We start from the raw sequence: 16,690 nt of genomic DNA, 5'->3' as shown, positions 1-16,690 counted from the left end.
TGGTGGTCCTTTAAAACCCAAGCGGGCCGCGCGCGAGCGACAGGCCAAGCACAAGGTGAAAGATGACATAAATCCCAACCGAGGTGCCGACACCGGTCAGCACGGTGGCCACCACGCCCGACCCAAGCCGCCATGTCAGATAGGCGGCGGCAAAGGCCGTTGCGATCACGAAACCAAGGACGGGAAGCAGTTCGGCGTAAAGCATCATAACCACAGCCGCCGCGAGAATTTCCGCGAAGCGACCGAGGCTTGGCCACGTCGGCGCGTCGTCGGGCTTAAGCGCGATGGCAATGGAACTGAGGCCGAGAATGGTGGCAATGATCAGCGGAAAGGCTTTGGGACCGACGGCATCAGAGAGGAAACTTTCCTCGATCGCCAAGGCAGCAAAGGCAAAGCCGATGGCAAGAAGCAGGCCAACCAAACCAAAAATACGATCACTCATGGGGATCTCCTTTGGAGGATGTGGAAACGGACCGGTGGGGATATGAGCTGGGCGCCGCAACAGATGCGGCGCCCGTCACATCATCACAAACCAAATGGCTTATTTGATGATGCCGATGTCTTTCGAAATCGCCTGAATTTGCGCAACGCTCTCGGAGACGAATGTTTCGAAGGCTGCACCTTGCAGGTCAAGCGGCGCCATGCCGTTGTTCGCCATGATCTCTTTCCATTCAGGTGTGGCATAGAGATCCGCGATTTTGGACACCCATGCGTCATAGGCTTCGTCGCTCATCTCGCCCGGTGCGTAGAAGCCACGCCAGTTGGCCCCGATGGCATCCACGCCCTGCTCTTTTGCCGTCGGGAAATCGGCAAATTCGCCACCGAGACGCTCAGGCGACAACACGGCAAGCACACGGATGTCACCGCTGTCGACAAAGCCTTTGGCTTCGGAAATGTCACCGGTGAAGGCCTGAACAGACCCGGCCAAAAGCTGGGTCACCGCCTCGCCGCCGCCATCAAAGGCGATGTATTTCACAGTGCGCACATCGTCGATGCCATAAGCATTGGCCGCAATCAGGACCTTGAGGTGGTCCCAACCGCCCACAGCGGAGCCGCCCGCAACGGACACAGAGCGCGGATCGGTTTTGATCATCTCAAGCAGCGCGGGAAGATCGGCAATATCGCTGTCTTTGGCGACGGCGATCACACCGTAATCGGCACCAATCGAGGCCAACCAACGAACTTGATCCATAGTATTGCCGGGGAACGCGCCCTGAGCCAAACGGGTGGCCGTTGCGGATGAGGCGGCCACGATCAGATCGTTGTCATCGGCGCGCTTGTTGACGACTTCGGCATAGGCCACACCACCACCGCCCCCGGCGAGGTTCACGACCTGCATGGTTTTCTCGATAAGGCCGAGGTCTTGCAGTGTTTTTCCCACCTGACGGCAGGTGAAATCCCAGCCACCACCTGGGTTGGCCGGGGCGATACATTCGGGGTTCTCTGGGGTGAAACCCTCCGCAAATGCGCCAAAGGTGGATGCGCCAAGCAAAGCTGCGGCAACGGTGAGGCGAGTGGCCTTGATGATCATGTGTATTTTCCTCCACATTCATGTCTGTCGGGCTGTAAGGCCGCCCGAAGTCCAAAAGCCAACGCACCGCAGGTTTGCGGTCTCCTCGCGAATGGCTATGAAGGATGTGTAGACTGCAAAGCTGTCATGAACCTGTCACGGCGGATCACGCGGGCCAGTGAAGCGGGAGGATCAGAGGACCATGCGGATATTGATCGTTGAAGATGCGGCCGATGTGGCCGAAGCCGTGGCCATTCGGCTGGACAAATCCGGCATGGCCTGTGACATCGCCGAGTGTTGTGAGGCAGCGGAAGATTTTCTGGCGGTGCAGCGCTATGATGCGATTGTGCTCGACATCAACCTGCCCGACCGCAACGGCACCGAGCTGTTGCGCGACATGCGCACGCGCGGTGACCGCACGCCGGTGTTGATGCTGACCGCCTTGTTTTCCGTCGATGACCGGGTGTCCGCGCTTGATCTTGGGGCCGATGACTATTTGGTCAAACCCTTTGATCAACGTGAATTGGAAGCCCGCCTTCGTGCCCTTGTGCGGCGCGAAGCGGAGCAAAAATCGGACGCCATCTCTTTGGGACCGCTGACATTTTCGCTCGCAACCCTGAATGCGACACTTGAGGGTGTGCCGCTGAATCTGACCCGACGCGAGGCCACGCTTTTGGGGCTGTTGTTGCGCAATCAAAAGGCCGCGCTGAGTAAGAAACGCCTGTATGATGGGTTGTTCGCCTTTGATGACGCCGATGTGGGATTAAACGCCATCGAACTCTACATCGCGCGGCTGCGCAAAAAGCTCGCGGGCACAAGCGTGAGCATCGAAACCCAACGCGGTGTCGGCTATCGGATTTTCCAAAATGAATAGCCACATGGTTGTGCTGAACGGTCAACGCACACTCCTGTCACGAGTGATGGGCGGGGTCTTGTCGCTTTTGGCCGTAGGGGGCATTTTGGTGACGATCGCCGCCTTTGCCTACGGCAAAAACGCAGCGCGGCAATCCTTTGACCGCATTTTACTGGGTGCGGCCAATGACATTGCGGAATCAATCGACATCGTGAATGGCGCCCCGATTGCAGATATTCCGGTCTCGGCCTTTGGCCTTTTGTCCCTAGCGGCGGACGATCGCATTTTTTATTCAGTGCGTGGCCCGCAGGGCGAGGTTCTGACCGGCTACGCGGGCGCTGTTGCACGCGATTTCACCCATGACACGCTCACCACGCCAGCGTTTTTTGACAGCACACTCCAAGGCGAACGCGCCCGGTTTGTCACCGTGGCCAGGCGGTTCTCGGAACGGGATTTTTCCGGCGCGGTGTTTGTCTTTGTCGGACAGACGTTGCGGGCGCGCAATGCGATGGCGCTGGACCTGACCAAGGGCGCGGTTCTGGTCACGGGGATTGGCGGCATCGCTCTGCTTTTGGGGGCATTTTTAGTGATCCGCTCAGCCATGCGACCGCTTGAACACCTGACCCGAGACCTGTCGCACCGTGACCCCTATGACCTGACGCCGATGGCCGCAGACGGGCCTGCCGAAGTTGCGGTCATGGTCCATGCGATGAACCGGTTTATGCAGCGTCTGGACCGACAAGTCGGCGCGATGAAACATCTGATTTCTGACACCGCGCATCAGTTGCGCACCCCTGTTGCCGCGATCCGGGCGCAGGCGGAATTGGCGATTGAAGACGATCCCGCGCATCGCGCCCAACGGCTGGAGCGCTTGGTGCGGCGCACACGTTCTTTGGGCACATTGTTGGATCAAATGTTGTCCCGCGCCATGGTCATCCACCGCACAGATAACGCCCCGCCCTCCGCCGTGGATTTGCGCGACGTGGCGCTGAAGGTCTTTGAGGACCGCGACCACGAAGTTTTGGCCCCGGAGGCCGAGGTTCGATTAGAGATCGGGGATGTGGCGGTGATCGTGATGGCCGATGAAATTTCATTGAGTGAAGCGGCGAAAAACATGCTGGCGAATGCGCTGCGTCATGGCACATCCCCGATCACCATCGGGGTCTGTGCCGATCGAGGCATAGGTGAGATTTGGGTCCAAGACGCGGGTCCTGGCCCGGCCAACGATGTGATCGACACCATCGGCCAACGGTTTGAACGCTCCGCCGCCTCAAAGGGCAACAGCGCGGGATTGGGCCTCTCGATTGTGCGCGCCGTGGCCGAGGCATTCGAAGGAAAGGTGCATATGGCACGCAATGATCAAGGGTTTCGTGTCAGTCTGGCCTTGCCTGCGGATCAGAGTACGGGGAAGGTATGATGGGCTATGTATCGCCTCTGTGGCGTATGAGTTTGATGGTGCTGTGCCTCATTGCCAACCCGGCGATGAGCCAAGAGGCCAGCCAAAGATTTATCGCCAAAGACGCCACACCAAGCACCGTTCTCCTGGTGCGCTCCACCACCGATATTTCGATTTTTGCCCCTGCTTTGGCGGCCTTTGTCGCGGCCAACCCAAGCGTCGAAATCGCCTATGAACAATGGGGGTCCAACGCGCTTTATGCCAACAGTCTTGGAGCCTGTGAGGGGACAGCCACACCTGCGGATGTGGTGATTTCCTCCGGGGTGCATCAGATGGTGGATTTGGTCAACCGCGCCTGTGCCAGTGCCTATCAGTCTGAATTCACAGCCCAATTGCCCGCCGCGCGTCGGTGGCGCGACGAGCTTTGGGGGATCACCCGCGAAGCCGCTGTGATCATCTACAACACCGATCTGGTCTCTGCTGAGGACGCCCCGCGCACGCGCTTTGCACTGTTGGATTTGATGCGGCGTTCCTCTGCCGACTTTATGGGTAGAATCGCCACCTATGATGTCGAAGCCTCAGGCCTTGGGTTTCTCTTTGCCTTTATGGACAGTCAGGAGGCCACAACCTTTGGCGGGCTTTTGGAAGGCTTCGCCCGAGTCGATGCGGTGGCAACCTGTTGTTCGGCGGAGATCATTGAAGGGGTCGACAGTGGCCGATATAAAATCGCCTATAATGTCTTGGGCTCCTATGTGGATACCGTACCGCATGAGAATTTGGGCGTGATTTACCCCGAAGATTACACGTTGTTTTTGTCGCGCGCTTTTATGATCCCCAAGGGCACGCACCAAGGTGCTGCGGCGGGGGTTTTTTTAGACTTTCTCCTGTCACCCCGAGGGCGCGCCCTGTTGTCCCAGAGCACGCTCATTCATGACAGCAACAGCGATGAAACCGCCGCAAACGAAAGTGCGACACGCTACATTCCCATTGGGCCGACCTTGCTTGTGGCAATGGATCGACATAGGCGCGCCCGCTTTATCGAAAAATGGCGCGATAGTTTTGGTGTGGATGCGGTGAAATAACCGGGGCGCGCCTCGTCGAGACAGCACCTCATAGGACCGCGTCCTCAAACACATGAACCACCCAATCCAGAAACACCCGCACTCTGGGGGAGAGTTGTCGGTTCTGGGGGGAGTAGGCGGCGAGGAAAATGGGTGGGGGTGGCGCATTGCTCAGGACTTCCACCAGTCTCCCAGCCTCAAGGTCATCCAGAAAACGATACTTTGGTGCTTGCACGAGGCCAAAGCCTTCCCTTGCCAAGTGATGCACCGTGTCTGCGTCATTGGCCGTCACAGTTGCAGGTAAAGAAACTTCCTCAAAACGCGTCCCAACTTTGAACTCAAGCGGCATCGCCGTTCCGGTTCGCGACGACAAAAACCCCACCATGCGATGGCCATCGAGGTCCTTGACGGACTGCGGCGTGCCGTATTTTGCAAGATACTCGGGACTGGCGCAGGTGATCTCCGGGATGCTGGCGAGTCGCCGCATCATCATGGTGCTGTCCTCCGGTTCTCCGGCGCGGATGACACAGTCGACCCCTTCGCGCACCAGATCGACCAATCGTTCCGTCTGACCAAGTTGCAATGTGATCTTGGGATATCGGGCGAGGAACCCCGACAGGCGCGGCAACAAAAAGACCCGTGTGAGTGTACCAGGGGCATCAATGCGCAAAAGCCCCGAAGGCTCGTGTCCACGCAAGGCGCCTTCTGCCTCCTCCAAATCGGCCAGGATCGACAAGCACCGTTGATAATAGGCCGCCCCATCGGGCGTGGCGGCGATGTGCCGTGTCGTGCGGTCAAGCAAGCGACTTTCCAAATCGCGCTCCAACCGTTGAATGGCTTCGCTGGCGGTTGAGCGCGGAATGTTCAGATCGGTGGCGGCTTTGGTAAAGCTGCCACGCTCCAGAACACGGACAAAAAGGCGCATCGTCGCAAGCCGGTCTATCATTTGTTCGTCATTTCCGAATTATCATTCCAATTTTCGCCGGATTATCTGAAATCTATTCCGGTTTATCTACCGTGACAACAGACCGGAGATCGACATGAAACACCCAACTCAAAACACAATCATCACTGGCGCCAGCAAAGGGATCGGTGCGGCCATCGCACTGCGTCTTGCTCAGGACGGTCATGCTGTTCTGATAAACTATGCGCGTGACAAAGCCGCGGCTCATCGCGTCGTCAAAACGATAAAGGAGGCGGGCGGTCAAGCGATTGCGGTCCAAGGCGATGTCGCAGAGCCATCCTGCATGGCCGAGCTGTTTGACGCTGTTGAACAGACCTTCGGACCCGCCAACGGTCTGATCAACAATGCAGGCATCATGCGCGCCGGCCCGATTGGCGCCGCGACAGATGAGGACTTTGACGCGCAATGCGCCGTCAATTTTGCGGGCGTCTTCAGAGGCATGCGCGAGGCCGCCCATCGCATGACGGAGGGCGGGACCATTGTCAGCCTGTCGTCCAGCGTCGTTGGTCTCTACCAGCCAAACTACGGCCTCTATGCCGCGACCAAAGCCGCCGTCGAGGCGATGACACATGTGTTGGCAAAAGAACTTGGGCCGCGTGGGATCACGGTCAACGCCGTCGCGCCCGGCCCGGTGGACACCGAATTTTTCAGGACCGGGAAACCCGATGCCTTGATCGAACACATTAAGGACTTGAACCCGTTTGGGCGTCTCGGGACGCCTGACGACATCGCTGCCGCTGTGGCTTTTCTCGCTGGCCCTGATGGCCGCTGGATCAGTGGCCAAACCCTTCGCGCCAATGGCGGCGTGATCTAACCCCCTCCCCTTGAAAGGACAATCAAATGCCATTTGCAAACTACAAATTGCCACAAGACTCCCTCACCACGGCCCAGAAAGAAGACCTGATCCACAAGACAACCGACCTGCTGGTTGGGCTCTTTGGAGAGGTCGTGCGCCCCAACACAATGGTTCTGATCGAAGAGGTCAAGGATGGTGGGTACGGCCGCGCCGACGAAGTGTTTGTGTTGCCGGATGAGTATCGCGCCAAGGGCTAAGTCGCCTTGTGCACGGGGCAGCAGTGCAAGCCGCCGCCCCAATGATTTCTGATAATGACCTTTGGTTTCGACACCCGTCTTCGTGGTTCGACCAAGGATCACTCAGAGGATCACCAAAACACAGAAACGCCCGCAAAAAAGCTGTGGCCAGCAATCAGGGCACAATAGGCGATCAGCGCGTAGACACTCCGCCTGACATCGCCCTTTGCAAAGACCGTCCGCAGGGGCGCGCGTTTCGCATGGTGCCACAGGGTCTGCCATGTCTGCATCCCCAGTTCTTTTTGCCGCCGCCGATCCAGAAGCCGCATCCCAAGGGTGGCAAACCCGCCCAGAGCTCCAAACAGCAACACATGCGCCAAATCGCCATTGGGCAACAGATGCAAACCCGCCCAAAGCAGAAACCCCAACAGGAGCGGATGGCGGTGCACCCGTACGAAACCCGGTCGCGACGGATCAAACACATCAGTCTTTGCCCCTCCGAAGGAAAAGGGATTGGGCCGCCCAAGCGACAGGGCGAATATCATGCAGACCGCCAGCATTCCAATCCGGGTCACAGTCAGAGTGATCGCAGATTGTGGCCACAACAGAACCGGGTCGGGCCAGTTGGCCGCGCGGATCAGCAGCAAGAGCATGGCCAGCGACAGAAGCGAGTATAGAATGGTAAAGCCCCGCGCGCCCACCGCCGCCACCGCCCGGCGTTTGACGGCGGGGCGGGTCGGGATCGAATGGCTGAACAAAAACAACGCGAACATCGTCCCATAGGCAACCCAGTTCATGTCACAGACCTCCTCAACGGGACCGTTTCGCAGACCACAGCATCGGGGCATACTGTATGGCGAAGCCCAGAAATGCCATAATCCAAAAGCCACCCGAAAGCTGATACAGCCCGGTCAGTGGCACAAACCCGGCTAGAAACCGCAGGATTGTGGCGGCAAAGAGCGCGACATAGACCGCCACGGTCCCGGCGCTGGCCTGTAGGTCGCGCCCGGTATGACCCAGCGAGGCACGGCTCATCACCGACAGCGTCATTCCACCAATCACGCCTGCGGTCCACAGGTGCACTGCGGCAGGCCCCGCCAACATCCCCGGCCACAGGATCGAGGCACTGACAGCCAAAGCCCCGAGCGGCAAGCAGAGATAACTCATATGCAAGACAAACAGAATCGGTTCGCGCCGGGTCATCAGCCCTTGCCAACGGCTCAGGCGGATCAGGTGCAACACGCCGATCACGGCAAGGAGAAGCGCGGTGACCACATGCAACGGCGCCGCCCCCCATGCCAAAAGCGCTAGGGCGCTCAGCGCCAATGTGGCTTTGTCAAACCGCTGCATCGGCGGCACCGGACGCGCCGCATGTCCCGCTTTCACCAACCAGTTACGGGTGAAAGACGGGATGATCCGACCGCCAATCAGGGCGACCATCATCAACGCCGAGCCAAGCCCCAGCCGCATCCCGAAACCCGTCGCCGCATTGCCCCCGCGCCCGGCCTCCAAAAGGAACAGCAGGTCAGAGAGGGTAAACACCATGAGCAGGAGCAACACGGGCAGGTTGCGCCAATTCCGCCCCGCAACGATCTCTCGCAGCAAGAACGCCCCGAGCACCAGTGGAAAGGCAAGGTCGGTGGCGGCCGCATAGCCGAAAGGGATCAGCCCCGAAAACAGCATGGCGATGCGCCCGATACCCCAGAGCGCGAACACCCCGATCAGGGACGTACCGACCACCGGCAGGCGCCCGGTCCAGTTGGGAACAGCCGTCAAAAGGAACCCGGCGATGATCGCACCGAGATAGCCAAACAGGAACGCATGGGCGTGCCAACTCACCGGATCGAGCCGTGACGGCAGGGTGAGCGCCCCGGACAAGACCAATATCCACAGGCACATGGCACAGGCAGCCCAAAGCGATCCAAACAGGAAAAACGGACGAAACCCGTAGGAAAACAGGGCTGGACCCGTCCAACGGCGCATCTGTTCAGTAGAAGAAACGGGCATTCTCACGGTCCTTTCAAGTGTCGGCAACATCCATCAGGCGTCGGATATGACAGGCAAAGGCATAAGTGGCAGGCAGCGCGATGAGCGCGCCAAGCCCCAGCGACACCGAGGTCGTCGCAACCGGCAAGCCAAGCCACGACCCAATGAGCGAGGCGAAAAAGACATTCACCGCAAAAGCGCCCCAACCGAAAGGAAAGAGCAGCACCGCGATGCGTGCCGCGCTCCAGTGCCCCACGCCCTGTCGGGTCATCGCCGCGCCACCACCCGCGCGACCACAATCAGCGCGGCAATCAGTGCCAATGTGGCGAAAAAGAACCAAAGTTCCGCTGTGGCGGATTGTGCCTGTGGGATTGGACGATCGAACGCCTCGGCAAAACCCGATACGGGGATGAGAGCGGTGAGAAGGATTAGAAAACGCATATTAACTCTCCTGTGTGAGGCTGCGGTAAATGTCGGGAAGGGCCCGCAAGAGCCGTTCGGGATGGGGCAAAAGCGTGAACCCGCCCCGGCCAAAAATGCGGGCGAACCAGTCCTGCCCGTCTTCGTCGATGATCACACCATGCAACGACAGTCCGGCCCGGCGCGCCTCGCGCACCGCCATATGGCTGTCCTCGATGCCGTGCTGGCCTTCGTAGTGATCAAGATCGTTGGGTTTGCCATCGGTCAAAACGATCAACAGCTTGTGGCTGGCGCTTTCTTTCGCCAATTCCGCGCTGACATGACGGATCGCGGCGCCGAGCCGGGTGAAATGGCCGGGTTTGAGCGCGGCGATATTGTCTTGGACAGTGGCGCCCATCGGATCGGCAAAGCCTTTGACCCGCGCGACAAAAACCCGGTCGCGCCGGAGCGAGGAAAACCCCCAGATGCCAAACCGGTCACCCGCGGCGTCGATCCCGGCACTGAGCGCCGACATGGCCTCACGGGCCACATTGATCACCGAGCTGTCGCCAATCGCGGCCTCTGTCGACCGCGACGTGTCAATCAGAAAGGCGACCGTCAGATCACGGTCAACTTGGCGTGCTTGTTGCCAGATACGATCCGTGCCGCGCCCGCTGGCGAGGATGTCGGTGCGGTTACAAATCACTGCGTCGAGATCCAATTCGCTGCCATCGATTTGACGCGGGCGCAGGATGCGTTTCGGGCGCAGCGCCTCGAATTGCCGCCGCACCGCGCGAATGTGGCGCGGATCGGCGCGAAACCCGTCATTGGGACCAACGGCAACAGGGGCTTCGAGCACCCGGCAATGACCCTCCATATAGCTGCCTGTCCGGTGGTTCCATTCAGGATAAACATGTGTGCCCGCGAGCCTCTCGTGTTCGGCATCGACCGGAGAGAGGTCGAGATGCAGCCGAAGCCGGGTCGCCGCCTTGCGATTGTGTTTGCTCAGGGCGATCTGGTCCTGATCCTCCGCTGCCTTGGCGGCGTTCTCTTCGTCGTCATCGTCCACCGAGCGGTTGATATTCATCGACTCGACCCAAGAGAGAATGGATTCAAACCTGTGGATGATAAAACTGTCGCGCCGCCGCGTCTGATCGAGATCGCGACGCTCGCCAAGCTTGCGTTTGGTGCTGGCCGCACCGGAGGCGGCAGTCTTGCTCTGGGCCTGATCCTCGCTCGCACCGCGACCGGATGTCAGACGCTCGAACCGCAGCCAGATCGGCACTGGGGCGAGCGGCATATAGGTGCCCGTTTCACTTGGCGGCACACCGGCGGATGAGACCTCCCCACCCAGCTGATCCCGCAACGCCTGTTCCATCATGGCTTCGGCAGGAGGGCGTGCCAGATTGGTACGGCGCCCGAGGGACAAAAGCGCAAGGTCGCGGTAAGCCGCGCGCAGACCGGGACAGCGCAGATAGGCGTGATCGCAGGCCTGCGCATTGGCCCGGATTTGCGCGCAATCCATCGCCTGGCCCACAGGTTCCCTGGGCAAATCCGGCATTTCTTGACTGCTCACCACCGCCAAAGAGGTGAGCCAAAAATACGCCGCGCGGTTGAGCCGCGCCTCTGGAAACACATCAATGACCGGCGGCAAGCGCAGGCGCTCGCCATCAAAGGCCGCCACATGTTCTGTTTCGCGGGCGGACCCGAGTTTGCGGCGCAACGCCACGCGATGCCGCACCGGCGTTGGGGCGGCTTCGACAAGCTCCACCCCCGCATGACCACCGAGCGCACGAAACACCACCGTCAGAGAGGGGCGCAGTGAGGAAAGGGTCACGCCCTCCTCAGGGAACCTTGTATCGGCACCGATGTCTTTGGCCCAATCGTGCCACAGGTTGCCCACCGTCTCCTCCGGTTCCATCAGGTCCATCAAACGCATGGCGCGGCTCCTATCCGTAGATCGTCGAAACCAGATCACGCAGCGCCTGCTGCACATCCGGCTCATCGGTGAGCGGTTCGATGATGGCGACCTGAATCGCCTGATCGACACTCATATTGCTGGCCATCAGCCGCGCCGCATAGGTCAGAAGCCGGGTGGACACGCCCTCTTCGAGATCCATCCCCGAGAGCGCGCGAATATGCCCCGCGAGCCGCACCAATGGCGCAACGCGCCCGGGTTCCAGCCCGCTTTCGGCACTGACCACCGCGATTTCCACCTCTGGCTCCGGAAAGTCGAAAGAGATCGAAAGGAACCGTTGACGGGTCGAGGGTTTCAAACGCTTGAGCACGTTTTGATAGCCCGGATTGTAGGAGGCAACGAGCATGAAACCCTTTGGTGCGGCAAGCTCTTCCCCCGTGCGGTCGATCATCAGGGTGCGGCGCGAATCCGTCAACGGGTGCAGCACCACGGTGACGTCTTTGCGCGCCTCAACCACCTCGTCGAGGTAACAGATCGCGCCCTCACGCACGGCGCGGGTCAGTGGCCCATCAACCCATTCGGTTTCGCCACCCTTGAGCAGGTAGCGCCCGATCAGATCGGCCGCAGAGAGATCGTCGTGACAGGCCACGGTGTAGACCGGCTTGCCTAGAATTGCGGCCATATATTCGACAAAGCGGGTTTTGCCGCAGCCGGTCGGCCCCTTCAAAAGAAGGGGCAAACCGTTTTCATAGGCCGTTTCGAACAGGCCGCATTCCATACCTGTTGGCTGATAGAACGGCAGATCAACAGAGGCGGAAGGTGAAAGATCAAGCGTCATGGTCATTCTCCTGCGACAGCTTGTGCTGGGCCGGGTTGAATCACTTCACGTTTGCGCGCAACGACGAGCGAGTAGATGAACAGGAGCGCGCCAATGACCACTGCGGCCCCCGCGCCAAAGCGCATCAGGTAGAAGAGCGACAGGCTGTCCTGAACCTCCATGTAGTTTTCGCCCAGTACACGCTGCATATGGGTCTGGATCGTCCCGGCAAAGGTCAGCACGAAGGTCATAAAGGTCATGCCGCCGGTCATCAGCCAGAAGGACGCCATGTTGAGCACCTGGTTATAGGGATCACGTCCGCGCAGCATCGGCATGGCGTAGGTGAAGACCGCGAGGTTCAGGGCGACATAGGCGCCGTAGAAGGCGAGGTGGCCATGGGCGGCGGTGATCTGGGTGCCGTGCGAGTAGAAATTCACCCCATGCAGCGTGTGCAGGAAACCCCAGACGCCAGCGCCGAAGAAGGCTACGGTGGAGGACCCGAGCGACCACAAAAGCGCGGCCTTGTTCGGGTGGTTCTTGCGCCCTTTCCAGACCATGACGAAGGCGAAGGACATCATCAGAAAGAAGGGGATGACTTCGAAGGTGGAGAAGATCGACCCGATCCACTGCCAATAGCCCGGCGTGCCGATCCAGTAGAAATGGTGGCCTGTGCCAAGGATACCGGAGAACAGCGCGGTGGCGACGATGACATAGAGCCATTTTTCGACCACTTCGCGGTCTACACCAGTGAGCTTGAGCATCAGATAACCAAGGATCGCGGCCATGACCAGTTCCCAGGTCGCTTCGACCCAGAGGTGAACGACCATCCACCAGTACATCTTGTCGAGGCTGAGGTTCTCGGGGTTGATGAAAGCGAAGACCCAGAGCAGGCACAACAACCACAGCCCCATCAAAAGTACGTTGGTGATCGCGGTTTTGCGCCCGGCGAGAACCGTCATCGAGATGTTGAACAAGAAAATGACGGCTGCGACAAGAATGCCGAATTTCACCCACAAGGGCTGTTCGAGGAACTCGCGACCGCCGTGAATGCCGACAAGATAGGACCCAACCGCGCCCAGCGTGCCAACCATCAAAATGATCAATTGGAGATAGGCGAGTTTGACGGAGAACAGTTCGCGTTCCGACTCTTCGGGAACGAGGAAATAGGCCGCGCCGAAAAAGCCCAGCAACAGCCAGACGATCAGCGCGTTGGTGTGGATCATGCGGATCACGTTGAAAGGCACGATCTCGGACAGGGTGTTGGGCGAAACGTAAATCCAGCCCGCCAAAAGCCCGCCCAGCACCTGAATGCCAAACAGCGCCATGGCGCAGTAGAAATAGGCTTTCGCCACAGATTGGGATTGGTATTTCATGGGTTATTCTCCTTAGCCCGCGTCATTCGGCGGCCAGCTTGGGTGTCGGTTTGATCGGCCCAGCGCAGGAACTCAGAGAGCGCGCGCATCTCTTCCTCGGTGATCTCGAAATGTGGCATCTGGCGGCGGCCTTCGATGCCCGAAGGCTGCGCCTGCATCCATCCGTCGAGGATTTCATAGGCGGTTTCCGGGTCGTCGGCGACACCCCAGCGGGTCATCACATTGCCAATCTCAGGGGCGAAATAGGCGCCTTCGCCATGCAGCGTGTGGCAGTTGATGCAGGAATTTTTTTCCCAGACATGTTTGCCGAGCGCGACCTGTTCGGTCAGCGGCATCCCTGCGGTAGACGTTTTGACGATATGTCGGTGGCTCTGCGCGGTCAGCGCAATGAACACCACAACGAAGAAGATTGATCCTCCGTAAAAGATGTTTCGCGCCCGCGTTTTGGTCAGAATTTCAGCCATGGTGGGCCTCTCTTTGGGTCACTTGATGACCAGAGAGGTAACCGTCCTGAAATGTACGAAGTTTGCGCTGGCGCAACGTTTCGATACATTCAGCTCTTTAGATTGATCGGTGAAAGGACGCGCCATGCCTCTGACATCCCCGCTCAATGCCGATCTGACCCTGAATGAGCTTATGGAAACATGGCCCGCGACGATTCAGGTTTTCTTACGCCACAAAATGCTCTGTGTTGGCTGTCTCGTCACACCCTTTCACACAGTTGAAGACGCCTGTGCAGAATACCATCTCGATCAGCACGCCTTTGTCGCGGAATTGCATGAGGCGGTTATGTCGGCACCCCACCCCGGCACATCAACACAAGGCGGTGGGGATCGGTCACGGTGATCCGCTTGCGGCGACTTGACACCAACCCCTGTTTTTCCCAGGCACTCAACAAACGCGATACTGTATGTAATGTGGTGGCAGTCATTTCCGAGAGGTCCTGACGGGTGATCGGAAAGTCGATCTCGATGCCGCCTTCAACCTTGCGACCAGTCTGGTTGATCAACCGCAAAAGCGCATTGGCAACACGTTGCTCGACCTGTTGCGTCGCCATCTCAACAATGCGGTTGTTCATTTCGCCAAGGCGCTGTCCCAGCGTCTTGTAAGTCTCGGTGGCGAAACCGTCGTAACGCGCAACGAAATCGTCCCAAACCCGCATGGGCCAACTCAAGATGATCGCTTCAGACGCCGTCACAGAGGTCGCTGGATAGGTGTCACGTCCAATCGCTTTGGCGATGCCAAACAATTGGCCAGACGGAATGTGGAGAGCGATGACCTGCTCTCCGGTCGCGGTGATCCGCATCACCCGAATATAGCCGTCCAGCAACATATAGAAACGCTCCGCCGGGGCACCTTCTTCAAAGACCGCAACGCCCTCGCCGAGGCGGCGGACGCTTGCCATGTCCAGAATCTCACGAATCTGCCGCTTTTCCAACTTTGAGAAGGGCGGCACATGACTGAGCAGGCTCTCATCAAGGCGCGGCAATGTTTTGGCTGTGTCAGACATTGTTCTTTCTAAACACGTTAGAGCGCGGCGTCCAATAGATGCGTATCGCCCGAGAGAAACGATGAGAAGTTTGTGCCACCGCAAACTTCGTCTTGGAGGCGGGTCTATAAATAAGCCGAAAACAAATCAACCGAAAGGAAAGACAATGTTTCGTTCCCTGATTTCTGGACTGGCTCTCGCCGCGTTGCTCGGCGGTGCCGCCAGTGCGGAGGTGTTCGAGGTGCATATGCTCAACAAGAGCGACAATGGCACAATGGTTTTCGAACCCGACCTCGTGCAGATCGCGCCCGGTGATACCGTCAAATTCATTCCGACGGACAAAGCCCATAACGCCGAAAGCGTCGATGGTATGATCCCTGCCGGAGCCGAGGCCTTCAAAGGTAAGATCAACCAGGAACTCGACGTGACCTTCGATGCCGAAGGTGTCTATGCCGTCAAATGCAATCCGCATTTCGCAATGGGCATGGTGATGACGATCAAAGTCGGCGATGCCGCCGCCCCAGATGATTTCCTTGCCGGGCGTTTGCCGAAAAAGGCCAAGGAACGCTTTGAGACACAACTCGGCAAACTCTGAACAGTGCCGTGAACAAAATTAAGACCCAACGCACAAGACACAACAATCCATAAAAATCTTGGAGGGTCTCATGACCACTTATATCAACCCCGGCCTCGTGAAAACCAATCGTCGCAATGTGCTGCGCGGCTCTCTTCTTGCCGGTGCCGCGGCCGCTGTTGGCGGTGCCGCACTGGCGACACCGGTGCGCAAATCCGCGCCTCTGGCCGCCCCACGCGCCGCCGCGCCTCGGTTCATTCAGGCCGAAGCTCAGGCTCAGGCCGTCGCGCCGAAAGTGGACCTGTCGGGCTACACCCGCGTGAAACAAGACCTTGTCGCGCCGCCCTTTGCCCCGGTCCACGAACAGGTGGCAACCGGCGGCCCCAAAATCGTCGAAATCACCATGGATACAAAAGAGGTGCTGTTGACGGTGGATGAGGACACGGGTGCCGAAATTTGGGCGCTCACCTACAACGGTTCCGTCCCCGGTCCGCTGGTCATCGTGCATGAGGGTGATTATGTCGAACTGACCCTGCGCAACCCCGTGGATTCGATGATGGAACATAACATCGACTTTCACGCCTCCACAGGCGCCTTGGGCGGCGGCGGGCTGACCCATGTCTTCCCCGGCGAGGAAACCGTGTTGCGTTGGAAAGCCACTAAACCGGGCGTATTCACCTATCACTGCGCACCGGGCGGGGCGATGATCCCCTATCACGTCACCCATGGGATGAACGGTGCGGTGATGGTGTTGCCGCGAGATGGGTTGAAAGACCGCGATGGCAACGCGCTCACATACGACCGCATCGCCTATATCGGCGAACAGGATTTCTACCTGCCACTCGACGAAAATGGCGCGTACAAAACATATGAGACGGCTGGCGAAGACTACGCCGACAGCATTGATGCCATGCGCACACTCACCCCGACCCATTCCGTGTTTAATGGCTCTGTCGGCGCGCTGACAGGTGAGAACGCACTGAAGGCCAAGGTCGGTGAAACGGTCTTGATGATCCACAATCAGGCCAACCGCGACACCCGTCCACACCTCATTGGCGGCCATGGCAACTATGTCTGGGAAGCCGGATCCTTCTCTGACGCCCCGCAAACAGGTCTCGAAAGCTGGTTCATCCGGGGCGGCTCAGCCGGAGCCGCGCTCTATACGTTCGAACAGCCGGGGGTTTACGCCTATGTGAACCACAACCTCATCGAGGCGGCTCTTCTTGGTGCCACCGCGCATTTCGTCGTCGAAGGCGAATGGAACAACGCCCTGATGGAACAAGTCGTCGCTCCGAAGAGTATTGAAACTTAAGGGGGA

19 protein-coding genes and 1 pseudogene are annotated in these 16,690 nt (G+C 58.9%); 8 read left to right on the top strand and 12 right to left on the bottom strand.

The features are described 5' to 3' along the window. Positions 1-10: 10 nt before the first annotated feature. Both C8029_RS07545 and C8029_RS07540 read right to left on the bottom strand, forming a co-directional pair. Positions 11-442: a tripartite tricarboxylate transporter TctB family protein gene (locus C8029_RS07545; protein ID WP_152002633.1), complete on the bottom strand. Its 432-nt coding sequence runs from the start codon at positions 440-442 to the stop codon at positions 11-13. Positions 443-541: 99 nt separating this feature from the next. Further along, positions 542-1,531: a Bug family tripartite tricarboxylate transporter substrate binding protein gene (locus C8029_RS07540; RefSeq protein ID WP_152002632.1), complete on the bottom strand. Its 990-nt coding sequence runs from the start codon at positions 1,529-1,531 to the stop codon at positions 542-544. A gap of 181 nt (positions 1,532-1,712) precedes the next feature. Here C8029_RS07540 and C8029_RS07535 point away from each other — a divergent pair, with 181 nt between their 5' ends. From C8029_RS07535 to C8029_RS07525, 3 genes are read left to right on the top strand one after another with little or no spacing between them, the layout of a single operon-like run. Beyond that, positions 1,713-2,384 carry a response regulator transcription factor gene (locus C8029_RS07535; RefSeq protein ID WP_009570059.1) on the top strand — a complete coding sequence of 224 codons (672 nt, stop codon included), beginning with the start codon at positions 1,713-1,715 and terminating at the stop codon, positions 2,382-2,384. Continuing rightward, positions 2,377-3,780, top strand: coding sequence for a sensor histidine kinase (locus C8029_RS07530; protein WP_226946274.1), 1,404 nt, complete (start codon positions 2,377-2,379; stop codon positions 3,778-3,780). Before C8029_RS07535 ends, C8029_RS07530 begins: the two co-directional genes overlap by 8 nt. After that, complete coding sequence (locus C8029_RS07525) at positions 3,777-4,841, top strand: ABC transporter substrate-binding protein (protein ID WP_193217609.1); 1,065 nt, start codon at positions 3,777-3,779, stop codon at positions 4,839-4,841. Before C8029_RS07530 ends, C8029_RS07525 begins: the two co-directional genes overlap by 4 nt. Positions 4,842-4,869: 28 nt before the next feature. Here the strand turns inward: C8029_RS07525 and C8029_RS07520 are convergent, their stop codons facing one another. After that, positions 4,870-5,766 carry a LysR family transcriptional regulator gene (locus tag C8029_RS07520; RefSeq protein ID WP_152002631.1) on the bottom strand — a complete coding sequence of 299 codons (897 nt, stop codon included), beginning with the start codon at positions 5,764-5,766 and terminating at the stop codon, positions 4,870-4,872. A gap of 94 nt (positions 5,767-5,860) precedes the next feature. On the opposite strand from C8029_RS07520, the gene C8029_RS07515 reads away from it, so the two are divergent. Together C8029_RS07515 and C8029_RS07510 are read left to right on the top strand one after the other, a co-directional pair. Next, complete coding sequence (locus C8029_RS07515; RefSeq protein ID WP_152002630.1) at positions 5,861-6,598, top strand: SDR family oxidoreductase; 738 nt, start codon at positions 5,861-5,863, stop codon at positions 6,596-6,598. Between the two features lie 26 nt (positions 6,599-6,624). Continuing rightward, entirely contained in the window at positions 6,625-6,837 is a 213-nt protein-coding gene (locus C8029_RS07510) for a tautomerase family protein (protein WP_009570064.1), read from the top strand. A gap of 110 nt (positions 6,838-6,947) precedes the next feature. Here the strand turns inward: C8029_RS07510 and C8029_RS07505 are convergent, their stop codons facing one another. The 8 genes and pseudogenes from C8029_RS07505 to C8029_RS07470 form a co-directional block, all read right to left on the bottom strand. Next, positions 6,948-7,613, bottom strand: coding sequence for an NnrU family protein (locus C8029_RS07505; RefSeq protein ID WP_193217608.1), 666 nt, complete (start codon positions 7,611-7,613; stop codon positions 6,948-6,950). 13 nt (positions 7,614-7,626) lie between these two features. Next, the gene (locus C8029_RS07500) at positions 7,627-8,823 is read right to left on the bottom strand and encodes an NnrS family protein (RefSeq protein ID WP_009570066.1); all 1,197 of its coding nucleotides are present in this window, start codon (positions 8,821-8,823) and stop codon (positions 7,627-7,629) included. A 13-nt stretch (positions 8,824-8,836) separates the two neighbouring features. Further along, the gene (locus C8029_RS07495; RefSeq protein WP_009570067.1) at positions 8,837-9,073 is read right to left on the bottom strand and encodes a hypothetical protein; all 237 of its coding nucleotides are present in this window, start codon (positions 9,071-9,073) and stop codon (positions 8,837-8,839) included. Then, positions 9,070-9,243 (bottom strand): protein NnrT, encoded by a 174-nt coding sequence (locus C8029_RS07490; RefSeq protein WP_152002628.1) that lies wholly within the window; start codon positions 9,241-9,243, stop codon positions 9,070-9,072. The genes C8029_RS07495 and C8029_RS07490 overlap by 4 nt, the downstream gene beginning before the upstream one ends. A gap of 1 nt (position 9,244) precedes the next feature. Beyond that, positions 9,245-11,140 (bottom strand): nitric oxide reductase activation protein NorD, encoded by a 1,896-nt coding sequence (locus C8029_RS07485; RefSeq protein ID WP_152002627.1) that lies wholly within the window; start codon positions 11,138-11,140, stop codon positions 9,245-9,247. Positions 11,141-11,150: 10 nt separating this feature from the next. Continuing rightward, positions 11,151-11,963: a CbbQ/NirQ/NorQ/GpvN family protein gene (locus tag C8029_RS07480; RefSeq protein ID WP_009570070.1), complete on the bottom strand. Its 813-nt coding sequence runs from the start codon at positions 11,961-11,963 to the stop codon at positions 11,151-11,153. Beyond that, positions 11,960-13,309 (bottom strand): cbb3-type cytochrome c oxidase subunit I, encoded by a 1,350-nt coding sequence (locus C8029_RS07475; protein WP_009570071.1) that lies wholly within the window; start codon positions 13,307-13,309, stop codon positions 11,960-11,962. Before C8029_RS07475 ends, C8029_RS07480 begins: the two co-directional genes overlap by 4 nt. Positions 13,310-13,321: 12 nt before the next feature. Then, positions 13,322-13,773, bottom strand: a pseudogene (locus C8029_RS07470) (c-type cytochrome). Between the two features lie 124 nt (positions 13,774-13,897). On the opposite strand from C8029_RS07470, the gene C8029_RS07465 reads away from it, so the two are divergent. Next, positions 13,898-14,155: a DUF1858 domain-containing protein gene (locus tag C8029_RS07465; protein WP_081583642.1), complete on the top strand. Its 258-nt coding sequence runs from the start codon at positions 13,898-13,900 to the stop codon at positions 14,153-14,155. Here the strand turns inward: C8029_RS07465 and C8029_RS07460 are convergent. Continuing rightward, positions 14,097-14,819, bottom strand: a complete 723-nt coding sequence (locus tag C8029_RS07460) for a Crp/Fnr family transcriptional regulator (protein WP_009570073.1) — start codon at positions 14,817-14,819, stop codon at positions 14,097-14,099. The two genes, C8029_RS07465 and C8029_RS07460, sit on opposite strands and share 59 nt — an antisense overlap. 145 nt (positions 14,820-14,964) lie before the next feature. On the opposite strand from C8029_RS07460, the gene C8029_RS07455 reads away from it, so the two are divergent. Further along, positions 14,965-15,393, top strand: a complete 429-nt coding sequence (locus C8029_RS07455; RefSeq protein WP_009570074.1) for a pseudoazurin — start codon at positions 14,965-14,967, stop codon at positions 15,391-15,393. A gap of 70 nt (positions 15,394-15,463) precedes the next feature. Then, entirely contained in the window at positions 15,464-16,684 is a 1,221-nt protein-coding gene (nirK, locus tag C8029_RS07450; RefSeq protein WP_152002626.1) for a copper-containing nitrite reductase, read from the top strand. Positions 16,685-16,690: the final 6 nt, after the last annotated feature.

This window comes from Roseobacter sp. TSBP12 (assembly GCF_009129705.1).
In the GTDB taxonomy this organism is placed as follows: Bacteria; Pseudomonadota; Alphaproteobacteria; order Rhodobacterales; family Rhodobacteraceae; genus Celeribacter; species Celeribacter baekdonensis_A.
The sequence above is the reverse complement of the archived record's forward strand: the minus strand, read 5'-3'. Positions and strand labels throughout refer to the sequence as shown.